The sequence below is a fragment of the Pannonibacter sp. XCT-53 genome (assembly GCF_009915765.1).
Taxonomy (GTDB): Bacteria; Pseudomonadota; Alphaproteobacteria; order Rhizobiales; family Stappiaceae; genus Pannonibacter; species Pannonibacter tanglangensis.
In genome coordinates, this window is the sequence record NZ_JAABLQ010000001.1 from 904,459 (window position 1) to 921,006 (window position 16,548).

The following is a 16,548-nucleotide window of genomic DNA, read 5'->3' on the forward strand; positions in this document are numbered from 1 at the left end:
CGGCGGTGCGCCCGGCTGGCACCCGTGGCGGGGAGGATCCCGCCGGGGCCTGCCGTCCGGCACCGTCCCGCAGACATGGGCAGCACCGGCTTCCGTTTCCAGCCCCGTCCACTTCACGCCCGCGTGTGCTGGCGCGTTGGGTGCACGCTCCGGATGGCCGCCGATGCCGGTCAGCCGGCGGGGGGTGTCCCGGGCGCGGTCCCAACCGCAGCCCCAAGCGCGGCACAGCTCTGCTGCAGCCAGGAGGCCGCAGCGGGGCTGACGCGATCCTGCAGCGTCGACCGGACCCGCGCGTGATAGGTATCGAGCCAGTCGGTCTCGGCCTGGCTGAGAGCAGCCGCATCGAGCATGTCGGTCTGGATCGGCGCGAGGGTCAGGGTGTGGAACTCGAGGAAGCCGTCCTCGGCCTCGCGGATCTCGAACAGGTTCTCGATGCGGATGCCGTAGTCGCCTGCCACGTAGTGGCCCGGTTCGATGGACAGGACCATGCCGGGCTGCAGGTCGATCGGGTTGAAGGGCCGGCCGATGCGCTGCGGCTGTTCATGCACGGACAGGCGGTGGCCGATGCCGTGGCCGGTGCCGTGGTCATAGTCGAGACCGAGGTCCCAGAGCGGCCGGCGGCAGATCGCGTCGAGGTGATGCCCCTGCGTGCCCTTGGGAAAGCGGGCCGTGGCAAGCGCATGAAACGCCCGGAACACGGCGGTATAGGCACGGCGGTACTGAGGCGAGACCGGACCGAAGGCATAGCTGCGGGTGGCGTCGGTGGTTCCGGTCAGATACTGGCCGCCGCTGTCGAGGAGATAGGTCTGATCCGGCATGATGTGGCCCTGGCTGGCCGGATCGGCGGCGTAATGGCACATGGCTGCGTTGCCGGCGGCAGCGGAGATTGAGCGGAAGCTCTCGCTGAGAAATCCCGGTTGGCGCCGCCGGAACTCCAGGATGGCGGCCTCCGCCTCCAGCTCGCTCAGGGGATCGGCGGCGCGCGCGCGCTCCGGCACCATCCGGGCCAGCCAGGCTCCGAATTCCACCCAGGCGGCCCCGTCGGCCACATGGCAATCGCGCAGACCCTCCAGTTCGGTCCGGTTCTTCACCGCCTTCTCCAGCGTCAGGGCGCTGAGCCTCGGGATCACCTCCGCCCCGAGGTCCCGGATCAGGAGCGTGACGGCGGCCGGTGAGAAATCGGGGTCGACGGCAACCCGGTCCGCTGCCGTCAGGCTGTCCCGCAGGTGAGGCAGGAAGGCCGGCATCGGATGAACGCGGACCCAGCCGGGCAGACCGTCGGCCAGTCCGGCCTCGAACTTGTCCCGGTCCACGAACCAGTCCGCCTTGCCGTCCCTGGCAACAAGCAGGAAGGACTGCGGCATGGGATTGAAGCGGACATCGTCGCCGCGCACGTTGAGGAACCAGGCGATGTTGTCCGGCTGGGTCTCAACGTGATGACTGGCGCCGATCCGGGCCATGTCGGCGCGCAGCCAGTCGCGCTTTTCCAGGGTCGAGCGGCCGGCGAACTGCAGCGGGAAGGCGGAAATGCGGCCCTGCGGCGGTGCCGGCTGACGGGTCCAGATCCGGTCGACGAGATTGCCCTCGGTCCCGACCATCCGGACGGCGACGGGCGTCAGCGCGGTTTCATAGCGGGTCAGCCAGGCGGGCGGCAGCAGCATGGCGTCATAGCCCACGCGCCAGCCGGGCGATGCGACGTCGGCCAGCCAGTGTTCCGGCGGCTCCGTGTGCAGGTGCAGGCGCTCGATGCCGTGGCCGCCACATTGCCGCTCTGCCTGCACGGTGTAGCGGCCATCGACAAAGAGGGCGGTCCGGTCATGCGTCACGATGGCAACGCCGGCCGATCCGGTAAAGCCGGTCAGGTAAGCGAGCCGCTCGTCATGCGGGGCGATGTATTCGCCCTGGTGCGCGTCGAAGCGCGGCACGACCAGGGCCTCGAGCCCGTCGCGGGCCATTTCCCGGCGCAGGGCGGCAAGGCGGGCGGCAACGGCAGGCAGGTCAAAGGCGTTCATGGGCAATCTCTTCGATGTGATGACAGGCGGCCGCGCCGCCGGTGGCGAGCGGCCGCAGCGCCGGCACTTCGGCCGAACAGCGGGGCGAGCGGTGCGGGCAGCGGACGTGGAAGGCGCAACCACCGGGCACGTCCAGGGGCGAGGGAAGCTCGCCTTCCAGGTGGGTGCGGTTGCCGCGCTCGGCCGGATCGAGCGACGGGGCCGCCGACAGCAGCGCGCGGGAATAGGGATGCACCGGATCCCTGAACAGCGTCTCGCTGTCGCCGATCTCGACGATCCGGCCGAGATAGATCACCGCCACCCGGTGCGAGATGTGGCGCACCAGACGCAGGTCATGCGCCACGAACAGGATCGTCAGATCGAGCCGCGCCTGCAGGTCCAGAAGCAGGTTGACGATCTGCGCCTGGACCGAGACATCCAGCGCCGAGACGAGTTCGTCGGCGATCAGGATCTCGGGTTCGACGGCAAGGGCGCGGGCAATGGCGATCCGCTGGCGCTGGCCGCCGGAAAACGCATGCGGCAGCTTGTGGGCGGCATCCTGCGGCAGGCGGACGAGATCGAGAAGCTCGGCCACGCGGGCGGGGACATCGCCTGCCGGGCAGATCCGGTGCACCCTGAGCGCTTCGGCCAGGATCTCGCCCGTGGTCATGCGCGGGTTCAGGGACGAATACGGGTCCTGGAACATCATCTGGACGCGGCGGTTGAAGCTGCGGTCGCGGCGCTGGTCCGGGGCGAAGATGTCCTTGCCGTGAAAATGGATCGAGCCGCCGGTGGGCGTATTGAGCCGGACGATGCAGCGGGCGAGTGTCGACTTGCCACAGCCGGATTCGCCCACGACGCCAAGCGTTTCCCCGCGCTGCAGGGTCAGCGTGACGCCGTTGAGGGCGTTGACCTGCCGGACGGGCGCGCGCCGGATCAGGTCAGGCAGGCTGCGGCCGACCGGAAAGGACAGGCGCAGGTCGCGGATTTCAAGCACGGGGTCACTCATGGGGCAACCGGTCCCTCGGCAGGCTGGAGGTCGCAGCGGAAGCAGGCGGCCTTGCGGCCGTCGGCGGCGGGGGCGAGGGCGGGGCGGGCCGTGGTGCAGGCCGGATCGCTGACGGGACAACGTGGTTGATAGGCACAGCCCGGCGGCAGATGTGTCAGACCGGGCGGGGTTCCCGGGATCGTGTAGAGCGGGCTGCGCGGCGCGACGTCCTGCGGCACCGAGCGCATCAGGCCGATGGTGTAGGGATGGAGCGGCGCCCGCAGCACATCACGGACATTGCCTTCCTCCACCACCCGGCCGGCATACATGACCGCGACCCGGTCGCAGGTCTGCGCCACCACGCCGAGATCATGGGTGACGAGGATGACGCCCATGTCGAAGTCGCGGGCGAGTGCCAGGATCAGGTCGAGGATCTGGGCCTGAATGGTCACATCAAGCGCGGTCGTCGGCTCGTCGGCGAGCAGCAGGCGGGGCCGCACGGCCAGCGCAATCGCGATCATCACCCGCTGCCGCATGCCGCCGGAAAACTGATGCGGATAGCTGTCCAGCCGGGAGGCGGCGGCCGGGATGCCGACCATATCGAGCATCTCGATGGCCCGCGCCTTGCGCTCGCTGCGCGACAGGGACGTGTGGGCCTTGAGGCTCTCCGTGATCTGCAGGCCGACCGGCAGCAGCGGGTTGAGCGCGGTCATCGGCTCCTGGAAGATCATGGCAATGTCCTTGCCACGGATCTGGCGCAGGGCCGGCTCATTGAGCGCCAGGAGATCCTGTCCCTTCCAGCGGACCGCACCGTCGATCCGGCCATAGCGACGGGTGAGACCGAGGATCGAGCGCAGCGTCACGCTCTTGCCCGAGCCGCTTTCGCCGACCAGCCCGAGCACCTCGCCGGGGGCGAGGGTGAAGCTGACATCGCGCACGGCCGGCAGCGCGGCGGCGCCAACGGGGAAGGTGACGGAGAGGTTGCTGACCTCGAGATGAGGGGAGGTGGTGCCGGACATGATCATCCTCTCGGCCGCAGGAGATCGGCAAGGCCATCGCCGATGAGCGAAAAGCCCAGGCCCGTCAGCACGATGGCAATGCCCGGCATCAGGCTGAGCCACCAGGCGGTGGTGACGAAGTTGCGCCCCTCGGCAATCAGCACGCCCCATTCCGCCTGCGGCGGCTGGGCGCCAAGCCCGAGATAGCCGAGAGAGCTGCCAAGCAGGATGGCAAGCGCCATGTCGGTCATCCAGTAGACGATGACAGGGGTGATCGCGTTGGGCAGGAGGTGGCGGAAGATGATGCGCAGGTCGGAATAGCCCATGACGATGCCGGCTGCGGCGTAGTCGCTGGCCTTCTGCGAGATGATCTCGGCCCGCATCAGCCGGGCATAGTAGACCCAGCCGACCAGCGTGATGGCGATGTACATGTTGACGAGGCCGGGCCCGAGCACCGCGACCACGGCAATGACAAGGACGAGGAACGGGAAGGTGATGATCGCATCGACGAACCGGCCGAAAATGATGTCGGCCAGGCCGCGGTAATAGCCGACCAGCGCCCCGACCACGACGCCGATGACGAGGGCAAAGACGGTGGCGAGCACCGCCATCTGCATGTTGACCGAATAGGCCCAGATGACGCGCGAGAAGGCATCACGGCCGAGCATGTCGGTGCCGAAGGGATGCGCGAGGCTCGGCGGCTGGCGCATGGCCGCCACATTGATCGCGTTGGGATCATGCGGGGCAAAGAAGCCGGGGAAGAGGGCCAGCAGCGTCGACAGGGCAATGATGCCGACGCCGACCATCAGCCCGGGCTTGGCGAGGGCAGCGCGCAGAAGCTCGCGGCTGCGGCCTGTCCGTGTCGGCGGGAGGGGAGCGGAAACAGGGGAAGCCGGTGTCATGACAGGCGCAGTCTCGGATCAAGCCAGCTCTGGATCAGGTCGGTCATCAGGAAGACCAGTGTGACCAGCACGGCGAAGGTGAGGGTGAGGCCCTGGATCAGGGCATAGTCGCGGCCAAAGATGGCATCGAGCATCAGCCGCCCGACGCCCGGGACGCCGAAGACGGTCTCCGTGACTAGCGTTCCGCTCATCAGGTTGCCGATGGACAGGCCCAGCAGCGTGATCGTGGAGATGAGGGCGTTGCGCAGCACGTGACGCCCGAGGACAAGACGCAGCGGCAGGCCCTTGGCACGAGCGAACTGCACGTATTCCGCATCGAGCACCTCGATGATGGCGGCGCGCAGGTTCCGCATCAGGATGGCGGAGGTGTAGAGCGCCACGGTCATGGCTGGCAGGAACAGGTGATAGAGGTTGTCGGCCAGCCCCTTGCCATAGCCACCGACCGGAAAGAGCCGCAGTTGCGCGGCCAGAAACGTCAGCAGCAACAGGCCGATGTAGAACACCGGCATCGACAGGCCGACCTGGAACACGGCGCGAATGACGGTGTCTGGCCAGCGGCCGCGATTGAGGGCGGCGACGAAGGCGAGCGGTCCGGCAATCAGGATGGCCAGGGAGACGGAATAGACCGTGAGAAAGATCGTTGCCGGAAGGCGCGACAGGATCACGTCCCAGACCGGCGCCCGCAGCATCACCGATGTCCCGAGATCCCCGCCGAGGATGGATCGCACGAACAGCATGAACTGGGTGGCCAGCGGCGCGTTGAGGCCGAGCCGTTCCCGGAAAGCGGCAAGCTCGGCATCGGAAGCCTTGTCGCCAAGCAGGGCAATCGCCGGATCGCCCGGCAAGAGCCGGACCAGCAGGAAAATGATGACCATGACCAGAAGGAAGGTCGGCACCAGCAGCAGAAGCCGGTTCAGGAGATATCGAAGGGGAGCCATTGACGTTCCATGGATGGGGTCGGACGAGGAGCCCCCGGCCGGGACCGGCGGACCGGGACCGGCCGGGGGCAAGCCGGACCCTCAGCGCTGCAGGGATGCTTCCTCGAAGACATTGGCCCCGAGCGGCGTCTGCACGTAGCCGGTCACTTTCGCCGACAGGGCGACGGCAAAGGGCGTCTCGTACATGAACAGGAGCGGTGCCTCTTCCGCATAGATTTCCTGCATGCGGCGGAACTGGGCGGCGCGGCGTTCGGGATCCATCTCGGCGGCCGCCGTGTCATAGAGTTCGTTGAACTCCTTGTTTTCCCAGCCCGTGCCGACCGCCTTTGCCGTGGGCGTATGGCCAAGCCAGCCAACGACCTGGCTCGGGTCGGCGATGTCATCCACCCAGCCGTAGGTGTGGATGTCGAACTCGCCGGAGCGGTTCTTTGCACCACGCGTCGGGCTGTCGACCTGTTCGGCAACAAGCTCGACGCCAACGGCGGTCCACATCTGCTGCAGGGCGGCGAACACGGTGGCATCATCCGCCGAGCCGGCCAGCGTGGTGAGCTTGATCTTGGTGCCGGCGGCAAAGCCGGCCGCCTGCATCAGCTCCATCGCCTTGACCGGGTCATAGCCGTAGAGCGGGTCGGTCCTGACGGCCATGGGGGTTGAGGAGGACATCAGCGGCGACGTCATCGGCGCGCCTGCGCCATGCAGGACGAGACTGACCAGCGCTTCCTTGTTGGTGGCGTAGTTGAGTGCCTGCCGTACCCGCTTGTCGGCCAGCGGATTGGGCGTCCCGTCAGCCCGCGTGGCCCGGGTGTTGATCGGTGCGTAGATGATGCGGGTGGAGGGGAACAGCTCCATCTTCAGGTCGGGATCGGTGCCAAGCTCGGCAATGCGGGCGAAGGGGATGAACTCCGCGATGTCCACTTCACCGGCCTGAAGCTTGAGGATGCGGGTGGCGTCATCCGGGATGATCTGGAACTCGACGCCATCAAGGTAGGGCAGCGGCTTTCCGTCCGCACCGGACTTCCAGTAGTAGGGATTGGCCTTGAACGACATCGAGGCGCCCTGCTCGAAGCCGCTGAGGTAGAAGGGCCCGGTTCCGGCGCCCGGTCCGCCGGCTGCAAACAGGGCGGCCGACTTCTCCTGATCGGTCGCGCCCGGTGCCTTTTCAAAGGCCGCGCGCGAGACGATGGCGGTGTTGAAGGTGGCCAGCATCGACAGGATGGTCGGATCCGGCCGCGACAGGGTGATGGTGACCTTCGCGCCCTCGCCGGTGACCGTGGCAATCGACGCCAGGAGACCGGCCCAGGGCGAGAGATCCTTGTTGCGCGCCCGGTCCAGCGAGAACACCACATCCTGCGCCGTCAGGGGGCTGCCATCGGAGAACCGGATCCCGTCGCGCAGCGTCAGCTCGATCGTCTTGCCGTCGGCGGATTGCGTGTAGGTCGAGGCCAGCGCGCCCGTCAGGGCGGCGCCCTCTCCCTTGCGCTCGAGCAGCGTGCTGAACAGGCTGCCGACCATCCAGATGTCCGGATTGCGCTCGGCATAGATCGGATCAATCAGCTTCGAGCCGTCGTAGCGCGCGAACTTCAGCGTTCCGCCACGATCCTGCGCGGCTGCAGGCCCGGACAGGGCAAGCGCAACCGTTGCGGCAAAGGCAGCCGCCAAAAAGGTCTTTTTCATGAAGTCTCCTCCCAGAGCGTCTCGTTCGAGACAGCGTGACCATAGGTGACGCCCGTTCAAAATTGAAGTAAAAATTTTAGTCAGACTACAAAATTATGTCGTCCGGTCTCGCCCTGGCCACGGCCCCGGCCCCCGCGGACTGCGGCCTTGAAGCCTGCGTTCCGGACGGCTTTCGCTCCGGGTGCAGGACGGCGCGGTTTGCGGTGCCCGGCTGATCCGCCTATATCGGTCAGCAGCTGCACGACCCTTGCCTGATTGCTCAAGAGGACATGATGAAACGGCCCCCTCAGCATCCCGACCAGACCGCGCCGCAGCCGGGGGCAGGGCCTGCCTTCGGCAAGGCCATCCGCAAGCGCCGAAAGGCTCTGGGGAAGACGCTGGAGGCGGTCGCCCAGGAAACCCAGTTGACGATCGGCTTCCTGTCGCAGGTCGAGCGGGGGGTCAGCAGCCCGTCGCTGTCATCCTTCATGCGGATCGCGGCAGCGCTCCAGACGACCATGGAAGAGCTTCTGAGCCTGCCCGAGCCCTTTTCGGTGTTTTCCCCCCGCGAGGGCCGGTCGACCTATCGTCTCGGCGAGGCCGGCAAGCTCTACGAGAAACTTGGGCCGGGCTTCCAGGGAGCGCTGAACTATCCGAGCATCATTCACCGCGTTCCGGGGCATGTCTCGGAAAGGATGTCGCATGAGGGAGAGGCCTTCCTGTACCTGCTGGAGGGGCAGCTGGAGTATCACCTCGGCGATCAGGTCTTCCTCATGGGCCCCGGGGACAGCATCCATCACGACACCCGGACGCTGCACTATTCCCGGGTGCTCGGTGACCGTGATTCCGTCGAGCTTTGGGTCAGCTCGCGTCCGCGTCGCACCTCGCCGGTGCTGCGGTCCGTCGCCGCCGGGGGAGACAGCGACGGATAGTTTTGCCAGCCGCGCCGCCTGACGGCAGCTTGGCGGCATCGTGTCGGCATCGTGACGGCAGCCTGACTGCGGCCTGGCTGCAGGGGGACGCGGGGCAGGCTGTCAGAGGCCGGCCTGGGGGATCGGAGGATGTCCGGTGAGCCCCAGCTGTCCCTTCACCTCGTCGGCATTGCCGGCGGAGCCCAGCCAGGCGTTCATGGCGGCGTAGTACTGTCCCATGTGCTCGGCCAGCAGCGTGCCGATGTGACGGCCATTGACCTGTGTGTTTGCAGAAAGCTCTGCCAGTACCGAGACCCAGGTGGTCACGATGACGCCGGCGGCCGCGAGCCGGCGGACCGTCACGTCGGTGATCAGAGGATTGAAGTCGGAGCAGGCGTCGACAACGACGTAGACCTCATAGCCTTCGCGCAGGGCCGACAGTGCAGGAAACGCAGCGCAGACCTCGGTTGCCAGTCCCGAGATCACGAGCTTTCGCCGTCCCGTCGCCTCGACCGCCGCGCGGGACGCCGGATCGTTCCAGAAGTTGACATAGGGCCGATCAATGACCTGAACGTCCGGGAAGAGCGCCTTCAGCTCCGGCATGGTCGGGCCGTTCGGACCCTGAGGCCAGCTCGTGCCCATGATGACCGGGATTGAGAAGGCCTTGGCCGTCTTCGCATGTCCCAGGATGTTGTGCTTGAGCTGCATCGGGTCGATCGAGGTGAGAAACTGCATGAGACCGACCTGATGGTCGATCATGAGGAAGACGCAGTTGTCGGGCGTCAGCTCGGAAGAGGGCAGGGCCATGGCGATGTCCTTCGGGCAAGGGGGAAGTGTTCATCGGCACAGCTGCGCGCCGATGCTCGGGCGGACCGGTCTGGTCCGTCGAGGGGCTGGCCGCCCTGCCGGATTGGGGCTGGCAGCGCGGGCTTCAGGGCTGGCGTGTGGGACCGTTCAGTGCGACCCGGGCAGCAGCAGCTCGACTTGGAAGGCGGGGGCGTGCGCGATCATCCGTGCCTTGTCATCCTGGGTCGGGGCAGGCGGCGTTGCGGTGCGGTCGGTCGTTGGCACGCCGGCGGCGGCAAAGAAGCGCTCCAGGCCGCCGGGCGTGCAGATGACGATCATCCGGGCTTCCGACTCGCCGACGTTGCGGAAATTGTGCGCCACGCCGCGGGCTCCGAACACGACGCCGCCGGGTCCCACGCGGCTGGCCGTGCCGGCGACGGTGAACTCCACCTCGCCGCTGATGATCACGAAAGTCTCGTGCTCGGCGTGATGGATGTGGGGCGGTGAGCCGCGTCCGGCGGGAACGATGAATTCAAAGAGGCTGAAGCTGCCGCCTGTCTCCTCGGCCGCCAAAAGCGAGGTGTAGCGGTCGCCCACCACCCACCAGGCCGGTCGCTCGTGGAGGTGGGAAATCAGCGGGACGGGAGCGGGCGTCTGCGCATCGGGGCGTGTCTGCTCGGACATGGAGATGGTCTCCGTTCAGGGGCAAGAGGATCGGCACCGGCATTCACGCCGTGCGGGCAGGTCAGGCAGCGTGCGGCGTCACGGGCGGCAGGACGTCGGTGAAGAGCAACCGGATCAGCTCCGAACCGTTCGCCGTCGACCAGTTCTGCGCCATTTCGGCGATGATCGTGTTGGTGGCGGTCAGGACGACGCCCGCGTCCTGCATCCGGCGCCGTGACATGTCCTCCGACAGCTCGAAGGGGGAACCGGACGCGTCCATCACCGCCTGGACCCGGAAGCCTTCCTCGACGGCATCGATGGAGGGGAAGACAAGACAGACGTCCGTCGTGACGCCGGCCATGACCAGATTGCGGCGCCCGGTCGCCAGCACGGCGGCGCGGAAGGCTTCATCCTTCCAGGCGTTGACGATGCCCTCGCGCCGCACGCGTCCGGCAAAGGCCTCAGGCAGGATTTCGGCGAGCACCGGCATAAGCGGTCCCTGGATCCGGTCTTCCTGGCTGGAGGTCAACACGACGGGCAGGTTCATGATCCGGGCGGCCTTGGCCAGCGCCAGGGCCATGCGGCCGGCGTGGGCCATGTCGATGTTGCGGATCAGCTGCATGGTGCCGACCTGGTGGTCGATGAGGACAAAGGCAGTGTCTGCGGGGGTGAAGGGGGTCATCGTCGTCTCCATGGAGGGCTCAATGCAGATCGACATTGGGCGGGCTGCCCTGCAGGACAATGACGCCTGCGCAGATGGCAGCAGGAGGCTGACAAGAGGATCGAAACCCGACACGGGGCCAGCTCCGCGTCACCGGCCGCGCCGTCGGGCCGACAGGTGCTCCCTGCCAAGACGCGGCAGGGAAGCGCCGCTTCGGTCTGGAAAGAAGCGACAGGCGGCCGAATGCCCCTTATCGACCGGTTTCAAGTTCCGGGATCAGGTCCTCGTCAAGCTCCGGAGCGGTGACCGAGCCCCGGTGCTCCTGTCGCCAACGCCCGGGCGTCGTCCCGACCGCGCGGCGGAACACCTCGGTCATGTGGCTCTGCGTGGCAAAGCCGCAGCGGCGGGCGATGTCGGCGAGTGTTCCTTCGGTGTCGATGAGGGCGGCCTTGATGCGCTCGAGGCGCTTGCCGACGACCCAGGCATAGGGCGTGATGCCGGTTGCGGCCTTGAAGACACGGATGAAGTGATAGGGAGACAGGCCGACGGATTCGGCCATGCCGTTGACCGTCAGGTCGCCCGTCAGATGCGCCTCGACATAGGCGGCGAGCGCCCTGCGGCGACGCAGGGTCAGGCAGGAGGCGCGGGCGGCGGTCAGGGCTGCCTGCGGATCGAGCAGGAGCGATGCGGCCGATAGCGCCGCGCTCTGAACGGCGAGGGCCCTAAAGGCGTCGGGCGATTCAAAGGCCGCGAGGGCCCGCTCCATCCGCTGCATCAGGCCGGGCACCTGGACGTTTAGACCGAGCTGAAGTGTCTGCGGCAGCCGTGCGCGCTCCAGTACTGCTGCGAAGTCATCCGTCAGGCGCAGGTGCAACGTCTGCAGCCTCGGGCTCGTGTCGTGCAATGGGGTGGCATAGAGCCAGCGCGTGCGGATCCCGGCCGGGAGAAGGCTCACCGAGCGCGACTGGACGCGGCAGTCGGTCTGTCCCGGCGCGACGGGCTCCATAAGGTCACGGCCGCGGCGGGCATACATGGCGAGCGAGAAATCCTGCGGTTCGACGACAACTTCCTGCACGCCGGATGCCCGCGGCATCGTGGCGACGGACAGGCCGGGAAACAGCTCGCGCACGCCGACATGGGGCAGCACCGCCAGCGCCTCTCGCTTGATCGGTCCGTGATGTCTCATCGCAATGCCTCCCCCCTGTCCGACCCCTGTTCGCGCAGCCAGCGGGCCGGCGGAACACCTGTTGCCCGACGGAAGGCCTCCGTCATGTGGCTCTGCGTGGCAAAGCCGCATTCGATTGCGATTTCAGCAAGGGTCAGGCGGCCACGCAACAACAGATCCTTCACCCGCGTGATCCGGGCTTGCAGGACCCAGGCATAGGGGCTCAGTCCGGTTTCCAGGCGGAAGGAGCGGCTGAAGTGGCTGGGCGACAGGCCGATGCAGCCGGCCATGTCTTCAAGGCAGATACCGCGACCGAGATTTTCCTCGACATAGGCGCGCACGCGACGCATGCGCGCCGGGGTCATGGTCTGGCCGGGACTCCCCGGGCCGAGCGTGCTGGAAGCCTTCAGGACGTGGGCGGCTGCCACCAGTCCGAGACCTTGCAACTCGAGGCGGTCGATCTCGTCGGTGCGGCTGGCGAGAATCGCCAGACGGTCGAACAGGGCGGCGGTTCTTGCAATCTCCCAGCCGATGCGCGGCGTCAGGGTCGATCCCGCGCGGCCCCTGCCGCAGTCCTCGGCCAGCATGTCCTGCAGTTCCGTCCCGATGTGGAGGTGCAGCACGCGCGGCTGTCCCGTGGGCAGATGCCATTCGGTCCCCATGCCGCGGGGGATGGTGATGAAGGTCCGGGCGCGGATGCTGGCGCCGCGGCGCCAACCGGACAAGTGTCCAGATCCTGGGCCAGATCCCGGGCCTGTTCCGGGACGCATCCCGGCACCGGTAGGGAGCGGCAAGTCGTCTGCCGGCTGCCGAGTCAATCCGACGATTGGCGACAGCAGATAGACCACAACATCTGCGGCAACACCCTCGGCCGACACGACCTCCGCTTCGGGCTGGGGCGGGATGATGGCGAGGCCCAGGCCGTGGCCAAGCAGCCGCACGTGCTCCGGCGGAACCGTCGGGGCCGAGTATCCGGCTGTGTCCAGCGTGGCCAGACCAGAGCCGAGCCGGTAGCTGCCCCCCATCCTTTCCTCCTGCCGAACGCGTGATGCTCACCCGACCGGAGCCCCAAACCACTTGGCAATTCTAACATGCAGTCACTGGTGCGACAGACGCTTACCGTGCGCCAGAGCAATAATCCGACATGATCCTGTCCGTTGGATGAAGCACGCGCGACCGGCGGCGGACGGGCTGAATGGCCCTCGGCACGGATCAGCCACAAGCGGTCCCGGCTTCTGTCTGTTGCCGCGATGCGAGGTGATGCCGGACCTCAGGTGGCGCTTCGGCAAGTGCGACGAGATTGGCCTGTGCTGCTGCGTCCTCTTGCGTCATGCGCTCGTGCTGGCGCAGGTGATCGGCCCAGGTGCTTGCAAGGAATGCCTCGACATGCTGGCCAGGCCGGGCAACGTCCTCCCAGATCTGCCAGCCGAATGCCCCGTCGCGGCGTCGGCGCTGCGCGAAGGCGTGCGCGGCAGCGAGGAACTCGTCCCGCTTGTCGGCCGCGACCTGCCAGGTCAGCGTGACAAGGACGGGTCCGGCTGCGGGATCTGGTGTGCCGGCTGTGACCGGCTGCGGCCAATGGCGCGACGGTGTCAGGTCGGCGGAGCCATCGGGCAACAGGACGCGGGCGACTACCAGCGCCGAGAGTGCGAGGAGACCAGCCGCCGAAAGGAGAGCAGCATCGACGCCGGCCACCCCGGCAATCTGCCCCCAGACCGCCGATCCGCCGGCCATCGCGCCGTAAAACACCATCAGATAGACCGCAAGTCCTCGGGCGCGCACCCAGTCGGCAAGGCTCGTCTGGGCAGCGACATTGAGCTGTGTCAGCACCGTGATCCAGGCGAGGCCCGCAAGTGCGAGCCAGGCCAGGGCGAGGCCAGGATGCGGCACCAGCGTGAGACCGGCCATGGCGACCGCTGTCAGCAGGCTTCCAGCGAGGACCAGGTGAGAGGCCGACAGCTGTCGGGCAAGGCGCGGCAACAGTACTGCGCCGGCGACGGCCCCCGCACCGACGGCGGCGAGCATGAGGCCGTAAATGGCCGCCTCGACCTGCAGGACATCTCGCGCCAGCAAAGGAAGCAGAGCCCAGTAGGCCGAAGCGCAGAAGAAGAAGGCAGCGGCACGCAGGACCACACGGTGCATCGCCGGGGCCCGCAGGACATAGCCGAGCCCCGCAATCATGGCCGGAACGAAGCGCTCGGGCTGCCGCGTCGAGGTCGGTGGCGGCGGCCGCCACCACAGGAAGGCCGCCACGGCAACCAGGGTCGACAGCGCGTCGAGGGCATAGGCGAGGGCAACGCCCGCCGTTGCCAGGACCAGGCCGCCAAGGGCTGGACCGAGCGCCCGCGCAATGTTGATCCCCATCGAGTTGAGCGCCAGGGCTGCCCTGAGATCCCGTTTTGGCACGAGTGCAGGAACGATCGACTGGAAGGCCGGCGCCGCCAGCGCTGCTCCCGTGCCGGCGGCGAACGTGCAGGCGAGCAGCAGGGCCGGCGTCATCATCTCGGCTGCGACGAGGCCTGCCATGATCAGCGAGAGCACCGCCAGCCCGGACTGAACCGCAATCAGCAGGCGCCGGCGGTCTACGAGGTCGGCGAGGGCACCGGCGGGCAACGCGAACAGGAAGACGGGCACCAGCAGGGCCGCCTGGACCAGCGCGACCATCAGAGGCGAGGCCGCAAGTCCGGTCATCAGCCAGCCTGAGGCGACGTCGCGCATCCAGAGCCCGGCGTTGGAGACGAGTACGGCCGTCCAGATGACAGCGAAGGCCGTCGACCGGAACGGGCTCCAGGGCGAGGGGGGCAGGGGATCGCCGGGAGACCCGGTCGGGGTCGAGGTCGGTTCCTCTGCGGGCTGAGAACCGGCAGCCCGGGATCCGGTGGTCATGGGACAGGCCGGACGAGGGGCCTGCCGCCATGTCCGGGCGCCCCGAACAGCGGCACTGGGGACCAGTCCGGCAGCGGCGGCAGGGCGTCCGGTGCCAGATGCCCGAAGCGGCCACCGGCATGAACCACATGACCGCCGACCAGCGTCAGGTCGGAGCTGATTGCCGCGATTTCAGCTTCCGGGCAGGTGAAATAGTCGCGGTCGAGAACCGCGAGATCCGCCAGCTGGCCCTCCGCGATCTGGCCCTTCCGGCCCGTCTCGCGGCTGAACCAGGCGGCATTCGCCGTCCAGTGACGCAGCGCCGCCGTGCGGTCGAGGCGATCTGCTTCCGTCCAGATCTCGTCGCCCCCACGCCCCCGACCGGACACAGCCCAATGGATGGCAAGCCAGGGATTGTAGGACGAGACGCGCGTGGCGTCCGTGCCGGCGGCAAGGGGGACACCGGACTGAACCATTCGGCGCACCGGCATCACCGCGCGCAAGGCCGCCTCGCCATAGCGGCGCTGGTACTCCCGCACCTGGAAGGCGATCCGGTTCTGGTAGCTGATACCGCCGCCGAGACTGGCGATCCTGTCCATCGTGCGGGGTGAGATCGTCTCGCCGTGGTCGAAGATCCAGTTCAGTCCCTCGAGCCCATGCCGGCCACCCACCCGTTCGACCACATCGAGGATGCGCGCGGCGCTTTCCTCGTAGGTGCAGTGGAAGCGAAACGGCCAGCGGTGGGCCAGCAGCAGGTCCAGCACCGGTTCGAGCTCTGCTTCCATCTGCGGCGCGAGCGTGGGCCTCGGAAAGCTGAAATCCTCGAAATCATAGGCAGAAGCGACGAGCATTTCGCCCGCGCCGAGGCAGCGCAGCATGTCATCGCCCTGATCCGGAGCGACCATTTCCAGCCAGCGCTGGAAATCTGCCAGCTCGCGGCCGGGCTTCTGCGCAAACAGGTGATAGCCGATACGCACGGTCTGCTGTCCGCGGCGATGCAGCTCGCTGATGACGCCGTAGTCATCGGGATAGTTCAGGAAACCGCCGGCGCAGTCCAGCGCGGAAGTCAGTCCCAGCCCGTTCAGCGCCCGGAAGTAATGCCGTGTCGAGGTGATCTGCTCGTCGAAGGACAGTTTCGGCGCCCGGTCCAGCAGGGCATAGAGCGGTTGCGCATTGGGGCGGGCGAGCGCCAGGCCCGTCGGGCGTCCGCTGTCATCCCGCTCCAGGCGCCCTGACACGAAGGGCTCGTAGAAATGCTCGTCGATGCCGAGTGCGCGCAGTGCAGCAGCGTTCATCCAGGCTCTGTCGTAGAGGTGGAGCACATACACGGGGACGTCTGGGGACACCGCGTTGATTTCGGCAAGCGTCGGCAGGCGGCGCTCTGCAAACTGGTCCGCCGACCAGCCGCCGACGACACGGACCCAGGCGCCGGGCGGCGTGCGCCGGGCCTGTTCCCGCAACAGCCGGAGCCCGTCGGCGAGCGAGGGCACCTCGTCCCAGCGCAGCTCCATCGCAAAGTTGTTGCCCTGACGGATGATGTGCGTGTGGCTGTCGATCAGCCCGGGGACCACGGTTGCGCCCTGCAGGTCGATGCGTGGCGCATCGGGATGCTGCTGCACGAGATCCCTCGTGGGTCCGACCGCAGCAAACAGCCCGTCTCGGATCAGCACGGCCTCCGCATCTGGGCGGGCGGGATCCATGGTGGCGATGCGGCCGCCGAGGAGGAGAAGGGAGGAGGTCATGCGCGTCTGTCCTTCGGCTCGGGCGCTGCATGGGGGTCGGGTTGCGGCGGCAGATGGCCCATCACATGCGGAGCCGCATGCTGGCGCAACCAGTCTGCCGTAAAGGCATGGCCGGCGAGATAGCGCTTGCCGGCCGAAACGGCCTGCTCCCCGGCCAGAATGCCGAACAGGCCGATGAGCGCGATCACCGGCGGCGCCGGCGACCGGACCCCGGACAGTCCGTAGATGACCCCGACCACCAGACCGAGGCCGAGGGTGACGAGATAGGCATTCATCGGGCTCTCC

15 protein-coding genes are annotated in these 16,548 nt (G+C 67.6%); 1 reads left to right on the top strand and 14 read right to left on the bottom strand.

Going from position 1 to position 16,548, the window contains the following annotated elements; translation table 11 throughout:
• Positions 1-170: 170 nt before the first annotated feature.
• The 6 genes from GWI72_RS04270 to GWI72_RS04295 form a co-directional block, all read right to left on the bottom strand.
• Positions 171-2,012: an aminopeptidase P family protein gene (locus GWI72_RS04270; RefSeq protein ID WP_161707941.1), complete on the bottom strand. Its 1,842-nt coding sequence runs from the start codon at positions 2,010-2,012 to the stop codon at positions 171-173.
• Complete coding sequence (locus tag GWI72_RS04275) at positions 1,999-3,000, bottom strand: ABC transporter ATP-binding protein (RefSeq protein ID WP_161707942.1); 1,002 nt, start codon at positions 2,998-3,000, stop codon at positions 1,999-2,001. The genes GWI72_RS04270 and GWI72_RS04275 overlap by 14 nt, the downstream gene beginning before the upstream one ends.
• A complete protein-coding gene (locus tag GWI72_RS04280) occupies positions 2,997-3,998 on the bottom strand; it encodes an ABC transporter ATP-binding protein (protein WP_161675803.1) in 1,002 nt (333 codons plus the stop codon). Before GWI72_RS04280 ends, GWI72_RS04275 begins: the two co-directional genes overlap by 4 nt.
• 2 nt (positions 3,999-4,000) lie before the next feature.
• Positions 4,001-4,879 carry an ABC transporter permease gene (locus GWI72_RS04285; protein ID WP_161707943.1) on the bottom strand — a complete coding sequence of 293 codons (879 nt, stop codon included), beginning with the start codon at positions 4,877-4,879 and terminating at the stop codon, positions 4,001-4,003.
• The gene (locus GWI72_RS04290; protein ID WP_161707944.1) at positions 4,876-5,817 is read right to left on the bottom strand and encodes an ABC transporter permease; all 942 of its coding nucleotides are present in this window, start codon (positions 5,815-5,817) and stop codon (positions 4,876-4,878) included. The genes GWI72_RS04285 and GWI72_RS04290 overlap by 4 nt, the downstream gene beginning before the upstream one ends.
• Positions 5,818-5,898: 81 nt before the next feature.
• Complete coding sequence (locus tag GWI72_RS04295; protein ID WP_161675805.1) at positions 5,899-7,491, bottom strand: ABC transporter substrate-binding protein; 1,593 nt, start codon at positions 7,489-7,491, stop codon at positions 5,899-5,901.
• Between the two features lie 272 nt (positions 7,492-7,763).
• On the opposite strand from GWI72_RS04295, the gene GWI72_RS04300 reads away from it, so the two are divergent.
• Entirely contained in the window at positions 7,764-8,402 is a 639-nt protein-coding gene (locus GWI72_RS04300; protein ID WP_209000049.1) for a helix-turn-helix domain-containing protein, read from the top strand.
• A 102-nt stretch (positions 8,403-8,504) separates the two neighbouring features.
• On the opposite strand, the gene GWI72_RS04305 is transcribed toward GWI72_RS04300, so the two are convergent.
• The 8 genes from GWI72_RS04305 to GWI72_RS04340 all read right to left on the bottom strand — a co-directional run bounded on the left by GWI72_RS04305 (position 8,505) and on the right by GWI72_RS04340 (position 16,538).
• Entirely contained in the window at positions 8,505-9,188 is a 684-nt protein-coding gene (locus tag GWI72_RS04305; RefSeq protein WP_161707946.1) for a hydrolase, read from the bottom strand.
• Between the two features lie 147 nt (positions 9,189-9,335).
• On the bottom strand, positions 9,336-9,851 hold the full coding sequence (locus GWI72_RS04310) for a cupin domain-containing protein (protein WP_161707947.1): 516 nt from the start codon (positions 9,849-9,851) through the stop codon (positions 9,336-9,338).
• A gap of 61 nt (positions 9,852-9,912) precedes the next feature.
• Positions 9,913-10,512, bottom strand: coding sequence for an isochorismatase family protein (locus GWI72_RS04315; RefSeq protein ID WP_161707948.1), 600 nt, complete (start codon positions 10,510-10,512; stop codon positions 9,913-9,915).
• A 229-nt stretch (positions 10,513-10,741) separates the two neighbouring features.
• Positions 10,742-11,677 carry a helix-turn-helix domain-containing protein gene (locus tag GWI72_RS04320; protein ID WP_161707949.1) on the bottom strand — a complete coding sequence of 312 codons (936 nt, stop codon included), beginning with the start codon at positions 11,675-11,677 and terminating at the stop codon, positions 10,742-10,744.
• Positions 11,674-12,381: a helix-turn-helix domain-containing protein gene (locus tag GWI72_RS04325; RefSeq protein ID WP_161675811.1), complete on the bottom strand. Its 708-nt coding sequence runs from the start codon at positions 12,379-12,381 to the stop codon at positions 11,674-11,676. Before GWI72_RS04325 ends, GWI72_RS04320 begins: the two co-directional genes overlap by 4 nt.
• Before the next feature lie 487 nt (positions 12,382-12,868).
• The gene (locus tag GWI72_RS04330; protein ID WP_161707950.1) at positions 12,869-14,542 is read right to left on the bottom strand and encodes an MFS transporter; all 1,674 of its coding nucleotides are present in this window, start codon (positions 14,540-14,542) and stop codon (positions 12,869-12,871) included.
• Positions 14,539-16,263: an amidohydrolase gene (locus tag GWI72_RS04335; RefSeq protein ID WP_161707951.1), complete on the bottom strand. Its 1,725-nt coding sequence runs from the start codon at positions 16,261-16,263 to the stop codon at positions 14,539-14,541. The genes GWI72_RS04330 and GWI72_RS04335 overlap by 4 nt, the downstream gene beginning before the upstream one ends.
• Positions 16,260-16,538 carry a XapX domain-containing protein gene (locus GWI72_RS04340; RefSeq protein ID WP_161675814.1) on the bottom strand — a complete coding sequence of 93 codons (279 nt, stop codon included), beginning with the start codon at positions 16,536-16,538 and terminating at the stop codon, positions 16,260-16,262. Before GWI72_RS04340 ends, GWI72_RS04335 begins: the two co-directional genes overlap by 4 nt.
• Positions 16,539-16,548 lie beyond the last annotated feature (10 nt).